Raw genomic sequence first — 22023 nt, forward strand, 5'->3', positions numbered from 1 at the left:
TATGAAACCAGAAGTTGCAGTAATTATGGGAAGTACGTCAGATTGGGAAACGATGAAGCATGGCTGTGAAGTGTTAGAGGAGCTTGGAATTGGATATGAAAAAAAGGTCGTATCAGCTCATCGTACACCAGATTACATGTTTGAATACGCTGGGACGGCTCATGAGCGAGGAATAAAAGTCATTATTGCAGGTGCAGGTGGAGCGGCTCACCTACCTGGGATGGTAGCTGCGAAAACGATTGTTCCTGTCATTGGGGTTCCGGTGAAAAGCAGCACGTTAAACGGCTTAGATTCGCTTTTATCGATTGTTCAAATGCCTGGAGGCGTTCCAGTAGCCACTGTAGCAATTGGAAAGGCGGGGGCTACAAATGCAGGGCTACTAGCCGCACAGATCCTAGCAACTCATAATGAAGAGTTAGCGAATACCCTTTTAAATAGAAGAGAACAAACTAGACAACAAGTATTAGAAAGTGGTGATCAGCTTGTCTTATAAGTTTATAGCTCCTGGTAGTGTCATTGGAATTATTGGCGGCGGTCAATTAGGACGCATGATGGGAATCGCAGCGAAGGAGATGGGCTATCGCATTGCTGTATTAGATCCTGTTGAAGATTCACCGTGTGGACAAATTGCAGACATCAAAGTTATTGGAAACTATGATGATCAAGCATCCATTCGTGAACTGGCAGAAGTATCAGATGTCGTCACATACGAATTCGAAAATATTAACGCCGAAATGCTCAATTGGTTAGAAGAGAATGCGTACGTTCCTCAGGGAAGTCACCTTCTAACCGTTACACAAAATCGTGAGCTTGAAAAGAAAACGATTGTGGAATGCGACTTAAAAGTTCCTTATTATGAAATTGTTCATAACGAGACAGAATTCTTTCAAGCGATAGAAAAGGTTGGTTTACCTTGTGTGATTAAAACTTGCCGCGGAGGATACGATGGTAAGGGGCAGATTCTTTTGCGTAAGAAAGAAGATTTACCTGCTGGATTAGAGCTTGCTCAGAAGACGACTTGTATTGTAGAAGAGTGGATGACAATTGATAAGGAAATCTCGGTTATTGTTCAACGTAATGGTAGAGGCGAAACGGTTTGCCTTCCTGTTGCTGAGAACATTCACCGACATCATATTCTTCATCAGACAATCGTTCCAGCAAGAATCTCACCTGTACAAGAGTCTCAGGCAACGGAATATGCGATCCAACTAGCAGATTCCTTAAAATTAATCGGGACGCTTGCAGTAGAGATGTTTGTGAACGGAGATGGAGAGATTTATATTAATGAGATGGCTCCGCGTCCACATAACTCTGGTCACTTTTCAATTAATGCTTGCCGAACGTCGCAATTCCAGCAGCACATCAGAGCGATCTGCAACTGGCCGCTATCATCTACGCAGTTAGTACAATCTGCCGTAATGATTAATCTGCTGGGAGAGCATATGGAGAACCTTGAAGCAAAAATCGAATATTTAAACCATTCTCATCTTCATTTGTACGGAAAAAATGAAGCGAAATTGAAGAGAAAAATGGGACATATTACGGTAATTGCTGATAAGATAGATGAGGCGCTATTAAAAGCCGAATCATTAGAATTATGGACAAGAACGGAGGAACCAGCAAAATGATTGAACGTTATACTCGCCCAGAGATGGGAGCGATTTGGACAGAGGAAAACCGCTTTAATGCTTGGTTAGAGGTGGAGATTTTAGCTTGTGAAGCTTGGGCAGAACTAGGTGCTATTCCAAAGGAAGACGTTGCTCTTCTTCGTCAGAATGCATCATTTAATGTAGATCGCATCAAGGAAATTGAAGAAGAAACTCGCCATGACGTAGTAGCCTTCACTCGTGCAGTATCTGAAACGTTAGGTGAAGAGCGTAAATGGGTTCATTATGGCTTAACTTCTACAGACGTAGTCGATACGGCTTTATCATATGTATTAAAGCAAGCGAACGATATCTTAGTGAAAGATTTAGAACGCTTTGTCATCATTTTAAAAGAAAAAGCACAAGAACATAAGCACACAGTGATGATGGGACGTACGCACGGTGTACATGCTGAGCCAACAACGTTCGGCTTGAAGCTTGGCCTGTGGTATGAAGAAATGAAGCGCAACTTAGAGCGCTTTAAGCGTGCCGCAGAAGAAGTTGAATTCGGTAAAATCTCTGGAGCTGTTGGAACATTTGCGAACATCGATCCGTTCGTTGAGAAATACGTGTGTGAAAAGCTAGGATTACAACCAGCACCAATTTCAACGCAAACACTACAACGTGATCGTCACGCGCACTACATGTCTGTGTTAGCATTAATTGCTACTTCAATCGAGAAGTTCGCTGTAGAAATTCGTGGACTTCAAAAGAGTGAAACGCGTGAAGTAGAGGAGTTCTTTGCAAAAGGACAAAAAGGATCTTCTGCTATGCCTCATAAACGTAACCCAATCGGTTCTGAAAATATGACAGGTCTTGCACGTGTGATTCGCGGATACATGGCGACGGCTTATGACAATGTACCGTTATGGCATGAGCGTGACATTTCCCATTCATCTGCAGAACGTATCATTCTTCCCGATGCTACGATTGCATTGAACTATATGCTGAATCGTTTCGGAAATATCGTGAAGAATTTAACGGTCTTCCCAGAAAACATGAAGCGTAACATGGACCGTACGTTAGGTCTTATTTATTCTCAGCGCGTTCTTCTTGCTTTAATTGATGCAGGAATGACTCGTGAAGAAGCATATGACACGGTTCAACCAAAAGCAATGGAAGCATGGGAAATGCAAGTACCGTTCCGCTCTCTTGTTGAAAAAGAAGAGAAAATTACAAGTCGCTTATCGGCAGCGCAATTAGATGACTGCTTCGACTACAACTATCATCTAAAAAATGTCGACATGATCTTTGAACGATTAGGACTATAACAGGATGTGAAGGATAGGCAAAGCCTAGCTTTGCCTTCTGCCACGATATCATATCAGAATATTCAGTGATTTGGAGGTTTTTTTGTGGAAAAAGGCGATCTGCTATATGAGGGAAAAGCAAAGCGAATTTATGCAACAAGTGAAGATCAGCTTTTATGGCTGGAGTACAAAAATGATGCGACAGCTTTTAACGGTCAAAAGAAAGCAGAGATTGATGGAAAAGCGGTACTAAACAACGAGATTAGTAGTTTACTATTCGATATGCTCCACGAGAACGATATTTCTACACATTTTGTTCAAAAGCTGTCAACGAACGAACAGCTTGTGAAGCAAGTAACCATTATTCCATTAGAAGTCGTTGTTCGAAACATTGCAGCGGGCAGCATGGCAAAGAGACTAGGAATGGCAGAAGGGCTACCCCTTAAAACACCAATCGTTGAATTTTATTACAAAGACGATGAGCTAGGTGATCCGCTTATTACAGATGATCATGCACTGATGCTAAATTTAGCAACAGAAGCTGAACTGGCATTTTTAAAAGAATCAGCGCGAAAAATTAACGATATACTTATTCCATTCTTTAAGGATAAAAACATTATCTTGGTAGACTTTAAGCTCGAATTTGGTCGTACCAAAGACGGCAAGATCATTTTAGCGGACGAAATTTCGCCGGATACGTGCCGCTTTTGGGATGCGAAAACAAAGCAAAAATTAGATAAAGATGTATTCAGACGTGACTTAGGAAGTTTAACAGAAGCGTACGAAGAAATTTTAACGAGAATCGGGGGAGACGTATGTACAAAGTAAAAGTATTCGTCACATTAAGAGAAAGTGTATTAGATCCACAAGGAACGGCTGTAAAAAGCTCTCTACATCGCATGAGCTACAACGAAGTAGACGATGTTCGCATCGGGAAATACCTAGAGCTAACGATTGAAAAGACGGAACAAGATCTTGATACACGTGTTCGTGAAATGTGTGAGAAGCTGCTTGTAAATACAGTTATTGAAGACTATCGCTATGAAGTAGAGGAGGGTGTTCCTCAGTGAAATTTGCAGTCATCGTATTTCCAGGCTCTAACTGTGATGTAGATATGTTTCACGCCGTTAAAGATGAACTCGGCGAGGAAGTTGAATATGTGTGGCACGATCAGGAAAGCTTAGAAAGCTTTGACGGGGTATTACTTCCTGGGGGCTTTTCTTACGGAGACTATCTTCGTTCGGGGGCTATCGCTCGCTTTTCAAATGTTATGCCAGAAGTCATTCGTTTAGCAAAAGAGGGAAAACCTGTACTCGGAGTATGTAACGGATTTCAAATTCTCTTAGAAGCAGGCTTGCTTCCTGGAGCGATGCGTCGAAATGATAGCCTAAAATTTATTTGTAAGCCAATTAATTTGAAAGTTGCTAATAATAAAACGATATTTACATCTGGGTATGAAAAAGACGAAGTGATTTCCATTCCAGTCGCTCATGGAGAAGGAAATTATTATTGTGACGAAGCAACTCTTCAACAATTAAAAGACAATAACCAAATCGTCTTTCATTATGCAACAGAAAATCCGAACGGTAGTTTAGAAGATATTGCGGGCATTACGAATGAAAGAGGAAACGTTCTTGGAATGATGCCACATCCAGAACGAGCAGTAGATTCATTACTTGGCAGTGCAGACGGTCTAAAAATGTTTCAATCGATTGTAAAGCAGTGGAGGGAAAAACATGTCGTTACTTCTTGAACCAAATGTTGAACAAATCAAAGCAGATAAAGTGTATCGCGAAATGGGTCTTACAGACGAAGAATTTGCTAGCGTTGAAAAGATTCTTGGTAGATTGCCAAACTATACGGAAACAGGATTATTTTCAGTTATGTGGTCAGAGCATTGCAGTTATAAAAACTCAAAGCCTGTGCTGAAAAAGTTCCCTGTAACGGGTGAGAAAGTGCTGCAAGGTCCTGGTGAAGGGGCTGGAATTGTAGACATTGGTGATAATCAGGCAGTGGTATTTAAAATTGAGAGTCATAACCATCCATCAGCTATTGAGCCTTATCAAGGTGCTGCAACGGGCGTGGGTGGAATCATTCGTGACGTGTTCTCAATGGGGGCACGACCAATTGCCATTTTAAATTCACTTCGATTTGGAGAACTAACATCACCACGCGTTCGCCATTTGTTTGAAGAAGTAGTAGCAGGTATTGCAGGGTATGGAAACTGCATTGGAATTCCAACGGTGGGCGGAGAGATTCAATTCGAATCGTCTTACGATGGAAATCCACTCGTAAACGCCATGTGCGTAGGATTAATTAACCATGAAGACATTAAAAAGGGTCAGGCAAAAGGTGTTGGGAATACCGTGATGTACGTAGGTGCTAAAACAGGGCGCGACGGTATTCACGGTGCGACATTTGCTTCTGAAGAGCTATCGGATCAATCAGAAGAGAAGCGCCCAGCCGTTCAAGTAGGCGACCCGTTTATGGAGAAGCTTTTATTAGAGGCATGCTTAGAACTTATTAAGCTTGATAGTTTAGTAGGAATTCAAGATATGGGGGCAGCGGGATTAACAAGTTCATCTGCCGAAATGGCAAGTAAAGCAGGATCAGGCATCGAGTTAAACCTAGACCTTATTCCACAGCGTGAAACAGGCATGACCGCTTATGAAATGATGCTTTCTGAGTCACAGGAGCGCATGTTAATCGTCGTTGAAAAAGGCCGTGAGCAAGAAATCGTGGACCTATTTACGAAGTACGGATTAGAAGCGGTATCTGTTGGAGTCGTAACGGATGATAAAAAGCTTCGCTTGACGCACAAAGGAGAAGTAGTTGCAGACGTTCCTGTTGATGCACTTGCAGAAGAGGCACCGGTTTACCATAAACCATCAGCTGAGCCGGCTTATTACCGTGAATTCCAAGAAATGAACGACTATCAGCCAGTAGTTGAAAATCATGAGGAAATGCTAAAAATATTGCTTTCTCAATCAACGATTGCAAGTAAGGAATGGGTCTATAATCAGTACGATTATATGGTGCGTACGAGCACGGTTGTTTCACCAGGATCAGACGCAGCTGTCGTTCGTGTACGAGGAACGAACAAGGCCCTAGCGATGACGACAGACTGTAATTCTCGCTATTTATACTTAGATCCAGAAGTCGGAGGCAAAATTGCGGTGGCAGAGGCAGCGCGTAATATCGTTTGTTCTGGAGCGCAGCCACTTGCGATTACGGACTGCTTGAACTTCGGAAACCCTGAAAAGCCAGAAATCTTTTGGCAAATTGAAAAGTCTGTTGACGGTATGAGTGAAGCATGTCGCGTGCTTTCAACACCGGTTATCGGTGGGAACGTTTCATTGTATAACGAAACAAAAGGTGAAGCAATTTACCCAACGCCTGTTGTCGGAATGGTCGGCCTTATTGAAGACCTTGCACACATCACAACACAAGCGTTCAAACAAGAAGGAGACCTTGTCTACGTTCTTGGGGAAACACGTCCTGAATTTAGCGGAAGTGAGCTTCAAAAGGTACTAGAAGGACGTCTATTCGGTAAAGCGCCAGCACTGGATCTAGATACGGAGCTTCGTCATCAAAAGCAGCTGTTAACGGCGATTCGTTCTGGTTTAGTCGCATCTGCACACGATGTAGCAGAAGGTGGTCTAGGTGTGGCACTTGCAGAATCAACATTTGGAACAAACGGACTAGGCGTAACTGTAAGCCTACCTGGAGAGGCAACAACGGCACTATTTAGCGAATCACAATCTCGTTTTGTCGTAACCGTTCGCCCTGAGAATCAAGCGAAGTTTGAAGAATTCGTTCAGGCAACATTAATTGGTTACGTAACGGCAGATCACACTGTAACCATTCAAAATGAAGCAGGTGAAACATACCTTCAATCAGATGTGAAGCAACTCGAAGATGCTTGGAAAGGAGCTATTTCATGTTTGCTGAAATAAAAGGTCTAAATGAAGAATGTGGAGTGTTTGGGATTTGGGGGCACGAAACGGCCTCACAAATTACGTATTATGGTCTTCATAGCTTACAGCACCGTGGTCAAGAGGGTGCTGGGGTTGCTGTGACAAACGGCGAAAAAGTGAGTGTTGTAAAAGGAACAGGACTTGTAACAGAGATTTTCGGACACGGTGAATTAAATCAATTGCACAACGGTCGAGGTGCGATTGGACACGTACGTTATGCAACAGCAGGAGGAGGCGGCTATGAGAACGTTCAGCCGCTTCACTTCCGCTCACATGAGGGAAGCATTGCACTTGCTCATAACGGAAACATCGTTAATGCCAATGCCTTAAAGCATCAGCTTGAAAGCCAAGGAAGTATTTTTCAATCGACGTCTGATACTGAAGTGCTTGCGCATTTAATCAAACGCAGCGGTTATCGCTTATTAAAAGACAAGTTGAAAAATGCCTTAACAATGGTGAAGGGTGCCTATGCGTTCGTTATTTTAACGGAAACAGAAATGATGGTTGCTCTTGATCCGAACGGATTACGTCCCCTTTCTATCGGACGAATGGGCGATGCGTATGTCGTTGCTTCGGAAACATGTGCATTTGACGTAGTGGGCGCCGTATACGAAAGAGACGTTGAGCCTGGTGAGCTAATCGTTATTAACGACGAAGGCATGACGTCAGAGAAGTTTTCTTTATCGAATAACCGTGCTATTTGTAGCATGGAATACATTTACTTTTCTCGCCCTGACAGTAACGTTGACGGAATTAACGTTCACTCGGCGCGTAAAAATCTAGGCAAGCAGCTAGCAATTGAAAATCCGATTGAAGCAGACGTTGTAACAGGTGTACCTGATTCTAGTATTTCTGCTGCCATTGGGTTTGCCGAGCAGTCTGGTATTCCATACGAGCTTGGGTTGATTAAAAATCGTTATGTTGGTCGCACATTTATTCAACCATCACAAGAGCTTCGTGAACAAGGGGTTAAGATGAAGCTATCTCCGGTTCGTAAAATCGTAGAAGGAAAACGTGTCGTAATGGTCGATGATTCCATTGTTCGTGGTACAACGAGCCGTCGCATTGTGTCCATGCTTCGTGAAGCTGGTGCAACTGAAGTACACGTGCGAATCAGCTCACCGCCAATTAAGAATCCGTGCTTTTACGGAATCGATACATCTACACACGAAGAACTGATTGCCTCTACGTATTCTGTGGAAGAAATTCGCAAGCTGATTGGGGCAGATACGCTTGAATTCCTAAGCCCTGAAGGAATGGTAGACGCGATCGGACGACCGTATGAAGGGAAATATCGCGGTCAGTGTATGGCGTGTTTCAATGGTCAATACCCGACTGAGATTTATCCAGATACGGTATTACCTCATGAGAAAGAAGAAGTGAACTGTTAATTTTACCTTAATAAAAGGAGTGGCAACATGTCATATTCATATAAAGAAGCAGGAGTCGATATTCACGCTGGATACGAAGCCGTTGAGCGCATGAAAAAGCACGTTCGTCGTACGATGAGACCTGGAGTAATGGGTAGCGTTGGTGGATTTGGTGGGATGTTTGATTTATCGTCTCTTCAGTTAAAAGAGCCTGTCCTTGTGTCAGGAACAGATGGGGTAGGAACGAAGCTCATGCTTGCATTCCTCATGAATAAGCACGACACGATCGGCATTGATGCTGTAGCGATGTGCGTAAATGATGTCGTTGTCCAAGGCGCAGAACCTCTTTACTTTCTTGATTATATTGCGTGTGGAAAAGCCATTCCTGAAAAAATTGAAAGCATCGTAAAGGGAGTGGCAGACGGCTGTGAGCAGGCTGGATGTGCACTAGTTGGTGGTGAAACGGCCGAAATGCCCGGATTATATGACGACAGTGAATATGACCTTGCTGGCTTCTCTGTCGGAGCGGTTGAGAAGGCAGAGATTATTACCGGTGAGAACATTGAGGCTGGCAATATTTTAGTAGGTATTACCTCAAGCGGCATTCATAGCAACGGCTACTCGCTTGTTCGAAAAGTACTTCTTCAAGATGCCAACTTAGATTTACATGAAGTATATGACGGGCTAGAGCTTCCATTAGGGGAAGAGTTACTGAAGCCGACAAAAATCTATGTTAAGGCAGCGCTGGCTGCGTTAAAAGCAGGGCGTGTGAACGGGATGGCCCACATTACGGGCGGCGGCTTTGTTGAAAATATTCCTCGTATGCTTCCTGAAGGTCTAGGAGTCGATATTGATTTTGGGTCATGGCCAATTCCAGCTATTTTTAATTTCATTCAACAGCACGGGGAGCTTCAGCAACAAGAAATGTTTGAAGTGTTTAATATGGGGATTGGGTTTGTGTTAGCAGTGAAAACAGAGGATGCACCAGAGATTATGAGGGCTATTGAAGAGTTAGGAGAACAAGCTTTCATTATTGGGCGTGTAACGAGTGAAGAAGGCGTTCACTTCGGTGGAGGGAAGATGGAATGATAAAAATTGCCGTCTTTGCTTCAGGAAGCGGAAGCAACTTTCAAGCAATCGTCGATTCAATTCAAAAAGGGGAGCTTGAAGCTGAGCTTTCCTTACTTGTTTGTGATAAGCCAGGGGCAAAAGTAGTCGAGAGAGCGCAGGAAGCGAACATTAATACGCTTGTTTTATCTCCAAAAGGATACAAAGATAAAGCTGCGTATGAGGGTGCGATTCTTCAGCAACTAAGAGAGCATAACGTTGAATTTCTTGTACTAGCAGGTTACATGAGATTAATTGGTGATGTACTCCTTGAGGCATTTTCAAATCGAATTGTGAACCTCCATCCATCGATCCTGCCGTCTTTCCCAGGAAAAGATGCGGTCGGTCAAGCATTAGAGGCAGGGGTGAGGCTTACAGGTATTACAATTCACTATGTAGATGAAGGAATGGATACAGGGCCAATCATTGCGCAATTTTCTGTTCCGATTCATGAGAACGATGAACGTGAGCAGGTCGAAGAGCGAATTCATGCGCTTGAGCATGAGTTTTATCCAAAGACACTACAAGAATTATTTCAGCGTATCTACGTAAGAAATCTTGATTAAAACATTTTAATACTTTACCATGGTAATATAATAAAACAAGTAGAATTTGCATGGAGGGATTAACAAATGGCTAAAAAGCGCGCATTGATCAGCGTTTCAGATAAAACAGGGATTGTAGAATTGGTACAAGAGTTAGTGAAACTAGATGTCGAAATCGTTTCGACTGGTGGAACGAAACGTACGTTAGAGGAGAATGGTATTGATGTAATGGGGATATCTGAAGTAACGGGCTTTCCTGAGATTATGGACGGTCGCGTAAAAACACTTCACCCAAACGTACACGGTGGCTTACTAGCCCTTCGTGCAAATGAGGATCATCAAAAGCAGCTCGCTGAGCATGGCATCACGCCAATTGATATTGTCGTAGTGAATTTATATCCGTTCCAACAAACGATCGAAAAAGAGAACGTAACATTAGAAGATGCGATTGAAAACATCGATATCGGTGGACCAACAATGCTTCGTTCGGCTGCCAAAAACTATCAATCTGTTACGGTTTTAGTAGATCCTACCGATTATGCGGGTGTTGTAGAGGAACTACAATCCGGGGCTGTTTCATTTGAAACAAATCAGCGTCTAGCAGCAAAGGTATTCCGTCATACCGCTTCTTATGATGCACTTATCGCGGAGTATTTAACAGATATCGTGGGCGAAGAGGCACCTGAAAAAGTTACGGTAACTTTTGAAAAGGTACAAGGTCTACGCTACGGGGAGAACCCTCATCAAAAAGCTTCCTTCTATAAAAAGCCGTTAGCTAAAAAAGGCTCGATTGCAACAGCGAAGCAGCTTCACGGAAGAGAGCTTTCCTATAACAACATTAACGATGCAAATGCGGCGCTTCAAATTTTAAAAGAGTTTAATGACGCTGCGGTTGTCGCGGTTAAGCATATGAATCCATGTGGTGTTGGCGTTGGGAATACGATTGAAGATGCTTACCAAAAGGCATACGAAGCAGATCCGACGTCTATCTTCGGGGGAATTATTGCGGCTAATAAACCAATTGACCGTGCAACGGCTGAAAAAATGCATGAAATCTTTTTAGAGATTATTATCGCACCAGCGTTCGATGAAGAAGCGTTAGAAGTATTAACATCTAAAAAGAATCTTCGTCTGCTTACGATTGAGCTAGATGGTGAAAAGGTACAAGAACAGCAGCTTACTTCTATTCAAGGCGGCTTATTACGCCAAGATCTTGATACACATGGATTCGACGATGCGACGATTACAGTGGCGACAAAGCGTGAACCAACGGAACAAGAATGGGCTGATTTGAAGCTTGCTTGGAAAGTAGTCAAGCACGTGAAATCAAATGCCATTGTGTTAGCAAAAGATAACATGACAGTTGGTGTAGGAGCAGGCCAAATGAACCGCGTTGGTTCAGCAAATATTGCGATTAACCAAGCTGGGGAAAAAGCACAGGGATCTGCTCTAGGGTCTGACGCATTCTTCCCAATGGGCGATACAGTTGAAGCCGCTGCAAAAGCAGGCGTTACGGCTATTATTCAGCCAGGTGGATCTATTCGTGACGAAGAATCGATTGAAAAAGCGGACGAGTACGGTATTGCAATGGTCTTCACAGGAATGAGACACTTTAAACATTAATAAAGAGGTGAGCGGGGATGAATGTTTTAGTAATTGGAAAAGGCGGGCGTGAGCATACGATCGCATGGAAGGTAGCGCAAAGTTCTTTAGTAGATACAACCTTTGTCGCACCTGGAAATGCAGGAATGACAGATGTAGCGACACTCGTTCCTATTCAAGAGAATGAACATGAGAAGCTCATTGCATTTGCGAAAGAAAATGATGTACAGCTAACCATTGTTGGACCTGAGGTGCCTCTTATGAATGGGATTGTCGATGATTTTGAAGAGGCAGGGTTAACGGTATTCGGGCCGCATCAAAGCGGAGCGATGATTGAAGGAAGTAAAGCATTCGCGAAAGAACTGATGGCGAAGTATGATATTCCGACCTCCTTTTATGAGGTATTTACAAGCTTTGAGGATGCGAAGAAGTACGTGGAACAGCAAGGGGCTCCCATTGTGATTAAAGCAGATGGCCTTGCAGCTGGAAAGGGTGTTACCGTTGCTTTTACGGTTGAAGAAGCGGTGGAGGCACTTCAAGATATTCTCGTTTACGATAAGTTTGCAGGTGCGGGAAGTAAAGTAGTCATCGAAGAATTTTTAGCAGGTGAAGAGTTTTCATTAATGGCATTCGTGCAAGGAACGAACGTTTATCCAATGGTGATCGCTCAAGACCATAAGCGTGCCTATAATGATGATAAAGGTCCGAACACGGGAGGAATGGGGGCGTACTCACCTGTTCCGCAAATTAGTGAGGAGCTTGTTCAAACGGCCGTTCGAGCAATTGTTGAGCCAATGGCCAAAGCGCTTGAAGCAGAAGGCTGTCCTTACACAGGCGTATTGTACGCTGGGCTGATCGCAACAGTGGACGGGCCAAAGGTCATTGAATTTAACGCACGATTTGGAGACCCAGAAACACAAGTCGTTCTTCCGCGTATGGAAAGTGACCTCGTCGAAGTGTTGCTTCAATTATGCAAAAAGGAGCCTGTTGAAATTAAGTGGTCCGACGAAGCGGTACTTGGTGTCGTTCTTGCGGCAGAAGGCTATCCGAATGCTTATAAAAAAGAAGCGACGATTGAGGGATTACAGGACCTAGACGCACGGTCATTGCTTTTCCATGCGGGTGTGAAGGAAAAAGATGATCATTTCGTCTCAGACGGAGGGCGTGTCCTTCTTGTTGGCGCGAAGGCAGCGACGTTAGAAGAAGCACAGGAGAAGGCCTACCAGGAAATAAGTAAAATCGGAAAAGAAGGGTTCTTTTACCGAACGGATATTGGAAAAAGAGCACTTTCAGAAGCCGTAAAATAATAAAAAGCCACATCTTCGTTACTGAAGGTGTGGCTTTTTATTAGCTATTCATTTCTTGACTGATAAGTGAGGCGAGCTTTCTTGCTCCGCTCGGCTGTAGGTGAACCCCGTCTGGAGCAAAGTATTCCGGATGGTTGCTTCCGTGCGAGTACCAATCAATAAGCTGGATCTTTTTCGATTGTCGTGCTTTTTGATTAATCACTACATTTACATCATCTTCCCAAGGTCTTGGAACTTTTGTGTTCACGATGAAAATTTGCGCCTCTGGAAAGTGGCTTAAAAATGCATCCAATTGTTCTCCTGTAAAGTATCCGTTTGTACCAAGCTCTACGATAATGGCCTTATCTGGATGATTAAAGGATTGGTAATTAGGCGCGAGCTCAATGGCCTCGCTCATTTGTCGTCCAACTTTTCCATCAATCGTAATCGAGCCATATAGCTTTTGAAGCTCTGGTGCGATATCAAGCATGATCGAGTCACCGATGGCTAATACATCTGTATAGGCTGGTTTTGGTGGCTCGGCTGGTTTCACCACAGGCTTATCTTTATTAGGATCTGGGTTTGGTTTTACCTCCGTGTGTGCAGGTGCTGTATGGTGTACCTTAATGACCGTTTGCTTTGGTGATGCTTCAATGGTGCTCGCTTTGTATGTAAAAGAATAAGCAAAATCACTAATCAGAACGACACATACAACGACAGGTAAAATCGTAATAATTCGCTGCTTGTGGGGAAGAAGCTTCCACTGAATTAATCGTTTTGGATGATACATTTTAAAATAATAAAGGAATCCATTTTGACGAATTGGAGCCTCAAAGTAACGATAAGAAAGCTCAGCGATCAGGAGCGTTACCCCGACTTGCAATCCCATGCGAACAGGATTAAATATGCCCATCTCTGATAAAGGCGTTGTTAAAATAATAATAGGGTAGTGCCAAAGATAAATGCCGTACGACCTTGTTCCAATCCATGTTAACGGCTTTACCGATAATACTTTTCCTAGGAAACTGCTAGGATGGCTGATGGTTGCGATTAAAATAGCCGTATTTAAGGCAATTAAAAACATGCCACCTTTGTATACGAACGGTTTAAATTCATCAACAGTCGCCATACAAAAAATTAAAATAGCAAATGTAATCAAGCTGACGACATTCAATATTCGGCGGCCGGGTTTCGGCAAATTCTTGGACGATAAGCGTTGCATTGGCCAAATAAATGCTAAGCATCCTCCTAAAAGTAAAGCAAACGCACGTGTATCTGTTCCGTAGTAAATGCGGCTTGGATCTTCACCAGGCTCATATAAAAAGCCCATCAATCCTGCCGAAAGAAGAGTGAAAAGGAAGATCACAACGGTAAGCTTTTTACGGCTTTTAATTAACTTTAAGCCCACTAATAAGAAAAGGGGCCATATGATATAAAACTGTTCCTCAATTGCTAACGACCATAAGTTTTTTAATGGAGACATAGAGTTGAAACTATCAAAATACGAAACTTTATGAAAGATAAACCACCAGTTACTCATATAAAAAACAGAAGTCAGTGCGTCACCGTGTATGGTGTGCAGCAGTGAGCGCTTAAAGAAAATGATCCACAAAACGGTTGCGGCAATCATACAATAAGCGGCTGGAAGCAGACGACGAACGCGACTAATCCAAAACTTTTGAAGACTAAAGGTTTGTTGCTGTTGTTGATCTAATAAAATAGAGGTAATGAGATAGCCGGACAACACAAAAAAGACGTCTACGCCTAAAAAACCTCCCGGTGCCCATTTTAAGTTTAGATGATAAGCAATGACTGATAGAACAGCTAATGCTCGAAGCCCATCTAGACTGTGTACATAACGGTGTTTTCTTTCATAAAGCACTTTCTAACCCCTCCAAAACTTCCTGTTATTGCAAGAATATTACAATATCATTACAAAATATAAGTATATTGTAATTATAATGTAATATTCACTCTCAATCACCCATATTATCAAAAAAATTTCATTTTTAATAGTGAGGATAGACGTAGATTCGAGGGACAAAGGTCACAAATAAAAAAATGCAGGCTCAAGGCCCGCATTTTTCTTCATTATGATGGGTTATATGTTGTTAAATAAGGCTGTTCATCAGCCTTTGATTTCTCTTGAGATTTGTCATACGCATACGTTAATGGACAAAAGCGCGTAAACCCTTCAGCAATTTTCATCCCACCGAGCATCGCGTAAACCAAATGAGACTGCTTATACGGTCTTCTAGAAAGACGAGCGATTGACCAAGCTAATACAGTAAAGCCAAGCGTAATTCGAATCAATGCATTTAATGTACCGATATTTTGCTTCATTTCATTCTCCACCTTCATAAAAAGTTCAAATATTCGTTTAATTCTTCAGTGCGTTAATACACGTATTGTGATACCATAATGATAACGGTTACAAAAAAGAGGTGATGTACATGCTTGAACAACGTTATCGTTGGAAAAATAAAGAGTTGCGTGAGCATGTTGAGGTGTTAAACGGATCAAAAGCTCCAACCATTATTCTTCAAAATGCTACGTTTTTACATTCATTTTTACGAAATTGGCTTACGGCCAATATATGGATTTACGAAGATCGAATCGTATATGTAGGCGAAAAGTGGCCAGCCAACCTCAATGGAACAGAAGTTGTAGATTGTACAGATCAGTTTGTTGTACCTGGATACATTGAGCCTCATGTCCACCCTTTTCAATTATATAATCCCCAAACGTTTGCAGAATATGCATCAATTCATGGGACGACAACGCTCGTGAACGATAATTTAGTACTGGCTTTACAGTCTGATAAAAAGAAAGCGTTTTCTTTGGTGAAGAAATTTTCTGAACTTCCGGCAACGATGTACTGGTGGTGCCGATTTGACGGACAGACAGAATTTGCAGGAGAAGATCATGTTTTTTCAAATGGAAACGTAAAATCATGGTTAGAGAATGAAGCAGTCATCCAAGGTGGAGAACTTACAGCATGGCCGAAGCTTTTAAACGGTGATGACATGATGCTGCACTGGGTTCAAGAGACGAAGCGGCTGAAAAAGAAAGTAGAAGGACATTTCCCAGGTGCTTCTGAAATGACATTAGGAAAAATGAAGCTTCTTGGTGCTGATTGTGACCACGAGGCGATGACAGGGCAGGATGTACTAAAACGTTTAATGCACGGTTATCACGTGTCATTACGTCATTCATCTATTCGACCTGATCTACCTGTGCTTCTTAAGGAAATGCAGGAATTAGGAATTACGTGCTACGATCAAATCACAATGAATAGCGATGGCTCCACACCTTCTTTTTATCAAGACGGGGTTTCAGATATGCTTGTAAAGATCGCCATTGAACAAGGTGTCCCTTTAATTGATGCATATCATATGGTGTCTTTTAATGTTGCGAATTACTATAACCTTGGACATCTGCATGGTAGTATTACGACAGGACGTATTGCCAACTTAAATATTTTACGGGCGAAAGACGATCCAACGCCTGTCTCTGTCTTGGCAAAAGGTCAGTGGGTGCTAAAGGACGGCATCAATCAGCGTGCTTTCAATGAGTTCCCATGGGAGGAATTTGATGTTCAGCCCTTACAATTAGACTGGACGCTCACGAAAGACGATTTGCAATTTTCAATGCCGCTCGGTCTTCATATGAAAAATACGGTGATCATGAAGCCTTATTCCATCAACATGGATATCTCTGTTGATGAGCTGCCAGAAGGAGACGAAAGCTTCTTAATGCTTGCGGACAGAAATGGGAAATGGCGAATTAACACGCTTATTAAAGGGTTTGCATCCAACGTATCAGGGTTTGTAAGTTCATTCTCAAATACGGGAGACATCATTATTATAGGAAAAAATAAAGATGATATGCTGATCGCTTTTAAGAGAATGAAGGAGCTTGGTGGAGGAATTGTGTTAGTAGAAAACGGAGAGGTAATCGCTGAAATTCCGCTTTTAGTGGAAGGAAGCATGTCACATCTGCCAATGGATGAGCTAGTCGTAAAAGAGGAAGCGATGATTATGAAGCTGCGCGAACGTGGATATACGCACAGTGACCCAATCTATTCACTGCTCTTTTTATCTTCTACACATTTACCTTATATTCGCATTACACCGAACGGAATTTATGATGTTATGAAGAAAGAAGTACTCTTTCCAACGATAATGCGTTAAAATATAAGAGTATTGCTTTTAATATAAGATCGATGAGGTTATCCTAAATAAAAGATTCATCTTATGAAAAAAAGGAGAGGTTCAGAAAGTAATATTGTCTGAGCCTCCTTATAATTTCGGTCCTTTGGAAGTAGGGACAAGCACTGCCTCCTTGCGTTAGAGGTCGAAATATAAATAGATGGTATTTACAAACAAGGTAAAAGGAGTAGAGTCTATGCAAATTGATAAACTTCGCGGTAAAGAGCTAGATCAGTTATTTCAAGCTGTTTTATCATTAAAAGACATCGAAGAATGCTATACGTTCTTTGACGATCTTTGTACGGTTAATGAAATTCAATCGCTTGCACAGCGTTTAGAAGTAGCACGTATGCTTCGAGAAGGGTTCACGTACCATAAAATCGAAAATGAAACGGGTGCAAGTACAGCAACAATCTCCCGTGTAAAGCGCTGCTTAAACTATGGCAGCGACGCGTATCAAATGGTATTAGAACGTCTTTACGAAGAGAAGTCAGAATAAAACTTGACTGAAAAGAACCTGTTGTCGCTAGATAGCCTCTAGCGACAACAGGTTCTTTTTTTAACATAGGGTTTAAAATTAGTGTAAACAACACGTAGTTGCGAAGATAAAATAGAACTTAAATCGTTCGTGGTTTTCTCTTATAACTCGACATATTTACGAATATTATCTTTTTGTAAAGGTGCAAAAATGCACCCAAAAATAACAGCAAGTTGCTAGGAGATCAAGAGATGAGGCTGTCAATCATTTATTTGATTATGTTGTCTTTGTATGGATATTTTTGGGTTTTGTTAAGTGTATTTCAATATGGTTAAAGCTATATGGTTTTTCCACTATATGTATTATAGTTAACAGGTAAGGAATATAAGTTGAAAAGGAGAATACATATGAAAAAACTATTAGGTTTAGTTGTATCAATCGTTTTTCTACTTACGTTATCAATGCCTTCCTTTGCGCAGGCTGCGACTCAGAAGCTTATTCAACCTGTTAACGATGCGTATATTACAGCAGGATTTTTAAACGCGAAATATGAACAAAAATTTGGTTTTAAACACTACGGTTGGGACCTCACTTCATCGACTAGCAGTCGCACAGTCTGGGCTAGCGGAAAAGGTACGGTTTTAGCTGCAGGCTACGATAATATTCTAGGAAATACTGTGATTGTAAAATATCCTGATGCTTATATCCATGCAACAGGATCCACAAAAGATTTAATTTTCCGCTATCATCATCTGGCGTCAATTGGGGTTTCCAAAGGAGATAGCGTAACGAAGGATACGTCACTTGGTCAGTATGGGAATACAGGGAAATACTCAACAGGAGCACATCTCCACTTTGAAATTGATACGGATACTACTTATTATCAATATTCTCCTACATTAGGGTCGAGCTCTAACATTATCAAAGCAGGGACATCAAGTACCATTTTATCACCTAAAAAAGTACTTTATACGAAAGTTTCTTCTCCAGACAATCAGCAGATCTGGGTACTTGGAGATGGTTATCAATCATCCACTGAAGCAGATTTACCTTTATTAAAGTAAGCTTATGAGGTTAAAACAAACAGCCCCTTATCATAAGGGGCTGTTTGTTTGTGTAGTTGGACTTTGGATCGTAAGAGAGTTCACATAATCTACAAAAATGTCTCGTTTATTTTATGTTACCATTATTGTGTAATTCATTTTAATACGTAATGGAGATGAGTGAACGATGACATGGGTTGTAGTTCTTTCGATCATTGTCACAAGTGTATTTAAATTAGTTGTATCATCGATGCCAACGACCGTTGTAAAATGGTTTGTCACAAGATTTCAGTTACACCCAGAAGTAGTGACTGAACAAGCAGTGGTTACGATTGATGGTGAAGCGGTTGAAAGTCAAGAAAAGACTCAGATCGTTGAGCAATTTAACGAAGCCTTATTTATTAAGCAATATTATATATATCCAGGAACAGAAGCGAAATACTTGAATCCAGATGATGCAGGGACTCCTGTTGTGATTCAAACAAAACAAGGGAAAACAGACGTTACACTATCTCTTTACACATACGACGATCACGTACACGTCGTAAAGAACAAAAAGAAAAAAACGATCGCTTACTGTGTGCGCTCTCAAGACTTACAAAGTCGTGCTTTCGTAGCGACAGAGGCACTTATCTAACAAAAGCAGCCCTTTATAAAAAGGCTGCTTTTTTGTTCGCGAGCATAAAAACGAAAAGTTAGGCACTAAATCAGCATGACTCTATCAACTTTACTATGGTGCCAACTTCAAATAAAGAAGAAAGCTGTACCAAGAGCCATCCAGTCCGCGGAGAATAATCCTCGTTTATGCATAACAAAATGCCCCCTAACGGTAAGTCTGTTAGGGGGCATTTTGTTATGTGAATTAAAACTGTGTTGCTTCCTCTAGGATGTTCTTAAGTTCGCTAATTGGAACACGTTTTTGTTCCATTGTGTCACGGTTACGGATCGTCACTTGCTTATCTTCTACTGAATCAAAGTCAAATGTGATACAGAACGGCGTACCGATTTCGTCATGACGACGGTAGCGTTTCCCGATTGAACCTGCATCATCATAATCAACCATGAAGTATTTAGATAGCTCAGCGAATACTTCGCGTGCTTCAGCCCCTAATTTTTTAGAAAGAGGGAAGATCGCTGCTTTGAACGGTGCAAGCGCTGGGTGAATGTGCATCACTGTGCGAGATGTACCATCTTCAAGCTCCTGCTCGTCATATGCATCTAAAAGGAATGCAAGCGTTACGCGGTCAGCACCGAGAGATGGCTCGATGCAGTAAGGAACATAGCGCTCGTTTGTTTCTTGATCGATGTAGTTGAAGTCTTCACCAGAATGCTCCATATGTTGTTTGAGGTCGTAATCTGTACGAGAAGCGATACCCCATAGTTCTCCCCAACCGAATGGGAATTTGTATTCAAAGTCAGTTGTTGCATTACTGTAGTGAGATAGCTCATCTTCATCATGGTCACGTAGACGAAGTTTTTCAGCGTTCATACCTAATCCTAGTAACCATTTGTGAGCTGTCTCTTTCCAGTGGCTGAACCATTCTAGTTCTTCACCAGGTTTACAGAAGAATTCAAGCTCCATTTGTTCGAATTCACGCGTACGGAACGTGAAGTTACCAGGTGTGATTTCGTTACGGAAGCTTTTACCGATTTGAGCGATACCAAACGGAAGTTTCTTTCTCATCGAACGTTGTACGTTTTTAAAGTTTACGAAGATACCTTGTGCTGTTTCAGGGCGCATGTAAATTTCGTTTGTAGAAGATTCTGTTACACCTTGATGTGTTTTGAACATAAGGTTGAATTGACGAATATCTGTTAAATCACTAGAACCACACTCAGGGCAAGTAATGTTGTGTTCTTTGATTAAGTTTTCCATTTCAGAGAATGGAAGGCCATCTACGATCATTTCAATGCCTTTTTCTTCAAGCTTCGCTTCGATTAGTTTATCTGCACGGTGACGAGCTTTACAGTTTTTACAGTCAATCATTGGATCGTTAAAGTTACCTAGGTGACCAGATGCCTCCCATGTTTTTGGGTTCATAAGAATTGCAGCGTCTAATCCTACGTTGTATGGAGATTCTTGAACGAATTTTTTCCACCACGCGCGTTTAATATTATTTTTAAATTCAACTCCAAGTGGACCGTAATCCCACGTGTTTGCTAGACCTCCGTAAATTTCAGATCCTTGGAAAATAAAACCACGATGCTTCGCATGAGATACGATTTGATCCATTGATACAGACATTTTAATTCCTCCTAATAGTCAATAAGTGAGGGTAGACAAAAAAACAACTCTCGTCTCCGGACTGTTCGTAAACAGTCCAGGGACGAGAGTTGTTTCCCGCGGTTCCACCCTGATTGATACATAAAAATGTATCCTCTTTATATGGTATATGCTCCAGATTGCCGTTTCTTTAATTCATTCTCCCGGGCTTTCACCATCCCCAGGTCGCTTGTAGAAGAGGAACTAAATACTATTGATCCTTCAATGCATACAGGTCATTTAATTTTTAGCTATATCTTAGCATATCCAAAACAACTAAACAAGAACACAATAATTTTCAAAAAATTATTTGCGGCTGAGGACTGCGTCAACATCGTCATCCATGTAGCCAACGAAGGGGGATGTTCTTCTATATGGACGCCTTGACAAACAATCAAATGAAATTACCAATTCCAAGCGCTTAAGTCGTTTCTTTCATGCCGATTTCGGTTCGTGTATGAGGGGGAGTTTTGTTATAATGATGGAATGGAATATTAATTGGAGGATACAAAATATGTACGAAATCAACGAGTGGAGACACGTGTTTAAATTAGATCCAAATAAAGACATCTCAGATGAGGCATTAGAGCAAATTTGCGAATCAGGAACGGATGCTGTTATCGTAGGAGGGACTGATGGCGTAACGCTTGATAACGTCCTTGCGCTATTATCTCGTATCCGACGTTATACGGTACCGTGTGCGCTCGAGGTTTCAACGATCGAATCTGTTACACCAGGCTTTGATTTTTACTTCATCCCATCGGTGTTAAACAGTCGAAAAACAGAGTGGATTGTTGGCTTACACCATGAAGCAATGAAAGAATACGCAGATATTATGAACTGGGACGAGCTAATCGTAGAAGGATACTGTATTCTGAATGCAGATGCTAAGGTTGCTTCTCTAACAGAAGCGAATACAGCTCTGACAGCTGAAGATGTAGTAGGGTATGCACATATTGCAGAGAATATGTTCCATCTACCGATCTTTTATTTAGAATACAGCGGCACGTACGGCGATCCAGCTGTAGTAGAAGAAGTAAAAAGCGTGTTAACGAATACCCAGCTGTTTTACGGTGGTGGTATCGAAACAAAGGAACAGGCGGCAGAAATGAGTAGTCATGCTGACACCGTAGTAGTAGGAAACATTATTTACACGGACTTAGCAGCGGCATTAAAAACGGTTAAAGCTGTAAAGAAATAAGTTTGCAGGAAAAATGTAAAATCAGATAGAATAGAATATATGTT

The 22023-nt window shown here is 41.8% G+C and carries 20 protein-coding genes and 1 other annotated feature; of the genes, 17 read left to right on the plus strand and 3 right to left on the minus strand.

What is annotated here, in order from left to right; all coding sequences use genetic code 11:
• The first annotated feature begins 1 nt into the window (after position 1).
• From purE to purD, 12 genes are all read left to right on the plus strand, one after another.
• Positions 2–493 carry a 5-(carboxyamino)imidazole ribonucleotide mutase gene (gene purE / locus IE339_RS01475; protein WP_242172925.1) on the plus strand — a complete coding sequence of 164 codons (492 nt, stop codon included), beginning with the start codon at positions 2–4 and terminating at the stop codon, positions 491–493.
• Entirely contained in the window at positions 483–1628 is a 1146-nt protein-coding gene (purK, locus tag IE339_RS01480) for a 5-(carboxyamino)imidazole ribonucleotide synthase (RefSeq protein WP_431522777.1), read from the plus strand. The genes purE and purK overlap by 11 nt, the downstream gene beginning before the upstream one ends.
• Positions 1625–2917, plus strand: a complete 1293-nt coding sequence (gene purB / locus IE339_RS01485) for an adenylosuccinate lyase (protein WP_242172927.1) — start codon at positions 1625–1627, stop codon at positions 2915–2917. Before purK ends, purB begins: the two co-directional genes overlap by 4 nt.
• Positions 2918–3001: 84 nt before the next feature.
• A complete protein-coding gene (gene purC, locus IE339_RS01490) occupies positions 3002–3724 on the plus strand; it encodes a phosphoribosylaminoimidazolesuccinocarboxamide synthase (protein ID WP_242172930.1) in 723 nt (240 codons plus the stop codon).
• On the plus strand, positions 3712–3966 hold the full coding sequence (gene purS / locus IE339_RS01495; RefSeq protein WP_242172933.1) for a phosphoribosylformylglycinamidine synthase subunit PurS: 255 nt from the start codon (positions 3712–3714) through the stop codon (positions 3964–3966). Before purC ends, purS begins: the two co-directional genes overlap by 13 nt.
• Positions 3963–4649 (plus strand): phosphoribosylformylglycinamidine synthase subunit PurQ, encoded by a 687-nt coding sequence (gene purQ / locus IE339_RS01500; RefSeq protein WP_242172935.1) that lies wholly within the window; start codon positions 3963–3965, stop codon positions 4647–4649. The genes purS and purQ overlap by 4 nt, the downstream gene beginning before the upstream one ends.
• Positions 4633–6852 carry a phosphoribosylformylglycinamidine synthase subunit PurL gene (gene purL, locus IE339_RS01505; RefSeq protein ID WP_242172937.1) on the plus strand — a complete coding sequence of 740 codons (2220 nt, stop codon included), beginning with the start codon at positions 4633–4635 and terminating at the stop codon, positions 6850–6852. The genes purQ and purL overlap by 17 nt, the downstream gene beginning before the upstream one ends.
• On the plus strand, positions 6837–8264 hold the full coding sequence (gene purF / locus IE339_RS01510; RefSeq protein ID WP_242172939.1) for an amidophosphoribosyltransferase: 1428 nt from the start codon (positions 6837–6839) through the stop codon (positions 8262–8264). The genes purL and purF overlap by 16 nt, the downstream gene beginning before the upstream one ends.
• 27 nt (positions 8265–8291) lie before the next feature.
• The gene (gene purM, locus IE339_RS01515; RefSeq protein WP_242172941.1) at positions 8292–9332 is read left to right on the plus strand and encodes a phosphoribosylformylglycinamidine cyclo-ligase; all 1041 of its coding nucleotides are present in this window, start codon (positions 8292–8294) and stop codon (positions 9330–9332) included.
• On the plus strand, positions 9329–9916 hold the full coding sequence (gene purN / locus IE339_RS01520) for a phosphoribosylglycinamide formyltransferase (protein WP_242172943.1): 588 nt from the start codon (positions 9329–9331) through the stop codon (positions 9914–9916). Before purM ends, purN begins: the two co-directional genes overlap by 4 nt.
• Positions 9917–9982: 66 nt before the next feature.
• The gene (purH, locus tag IE339_RS01525; RefSeq protein WP_242172945.1) at positions 9983–11518 is read left to right on the plus strand and encodes a bifunctional phosphoribosylaminoimidazolecarboxamide formyltransferase/IMP cyclohydrolase; all 1536 of its coding nucleotides are present in this window, start codon (positions 9983–9985) and stop codon (positions 11516–11518) included.
• A gap of 17 nt (positions 11519–11535) precedes the next feature.
• Complete coding sequence (gene purD / locus IE339_RS01530) at positions 11536–12804, plus strand: phosphoribosylamine--glycine ligase (RefSeq protein ID WP_242172948.1); 1269 nt, start codon at positions 11536–11538, stop codon at positions 12802–12804.
• Between the two features lie 40 nt (positions 12805–12844).
• Here purD and IE339_RS01535 read toward each other — a convergent pair whose 3' ends face one another.
• Together IE339_RS01535 and IE339_RS01540 are read right to left on the minus strand one after the other, a co-directional pair.
• Positions 12845–14665: an acyltransferase family protein gene (locus IE339_RS01535; protein WP_242172950.1), complete on the minus strand. Its 1821-nt coding sequence runs from the start codon at positions 14663–14665 to the stop codon at positions 12845–12847.
• A 209-nt stretch (positions 14666–14874) separates the two neighbouring features.
• Positions 14875–15126, minus strand: coding sequence for a YgaP family membrane protein (locus IE339_RS01540; RefSeq protein ID WP_053403214.1), 252 nt, complete (start codon positions 15124–15126; stop codon positions 14875–14877).
• A 110-nt stretch (positions 15127–15236) separates the two neighbouring features.
• Between IE339_RS01540 and IE339_RS01545 the strand changes: the two genes are divergently transcribed.
• The 4 genes from IE339_RS01545 to IE339_RS01560 all read left to right on the plus strand — a co-directional run bounded on the left by IE339_RS01545 (position 15237) and on the right by IE339_RS01560 (position 19152).
• A complete protein-coding gene (locus IE339_RS01545) occupies positions 15237–16976 on the plus strand; it encodes an adenine deaminase C-terminal domain-containing protein (RefSeq protein ID WP_242172952.1) in 1740 nt (579 codons plus the stop codon).
• A 214-nt stretch (positions 16977–17190) separates the two neighbouring features.
• The gene (locus tag IE339_RS01550; RefSeq protein ID WP_053403212.1) at positions 17191–17493 is read left to right on the plus strand and encodes a YerC/YecD family TrpR-related protein; all 303 of its coding nucleotides are present in this window, start codon (positions 17191–17193) and stop codon (positions 17491–17493) included.
• A gap of 386 nt (positions 17494–17879) precedes the next feature.
• Positions 17880–18536, plus strand: a complete 657-nt coding sequence (locus tag IE339_RS01555; protein ID WP_242172954.1) for a M23 family metallopeptidase — start codon at positions 17880–17882, stop codon at positions 18534–18536.
• 166 nt (positions 18537–18702) lie between these two features.
• Positions 18703–19152 (plus strand): YfmQ family protein, encoded by a 450-nt coding sequence (locus tag IE339_RS01560; RefSeq protein ID WP_242172956.1) that lies wholly within the window; start codon positions 18703–18705, stop codon positions 19150–19152.
• 225 nt (positions 19153–19377) lie between these two features.
• Here IE339_RS01560 and IE339_RS01565 read toward each other — a convergent pair whose 3' ends face one another.
• The gene (locus tag IE339_RS01565; protein ID WP_053403209.1) at positions 19378–20760 is read right to left on the minus strand and encodes a glycine--tRNA ligase; all 1383 of its coding nucleotides are present in this window, start codon (positions 20758–20760) and stop codon (positions 19378–19380) included.
• 75 nt (positions 20761–20835) lie between these two features.
• Positions 20836–21013: a binding site (T-box leader), on the minus strand.
• Positions 21014–21292: 279 nt separating this feature from the next.
• On the opposite strand from IE339_RS01565, the gene IE339_RS01570 reads away from it, so the two are divergent.
• Positions 21293–21979, plus strand: coding sequence for a heptaprenylglyceryl phosphate synthase (locus IE339_RS01570; protein WP_242176076.1), 687 nt, complete (start codon positions 21293–21295; stop codon positions 21977–21979).
• Positions 21980–22023 lie beyond the last annotated feature (44 nt).

Origin of the sequence: Priestia koreensis (genome assembly GCF_022646885.1) — a bacterium.
Taxonomy (GTDB): Bacteria; Bacillota; Bacilli; order Bacillales; family Bacillaceae_H; genus Bacillus_AG; species Bacillus_AG koreensis_A.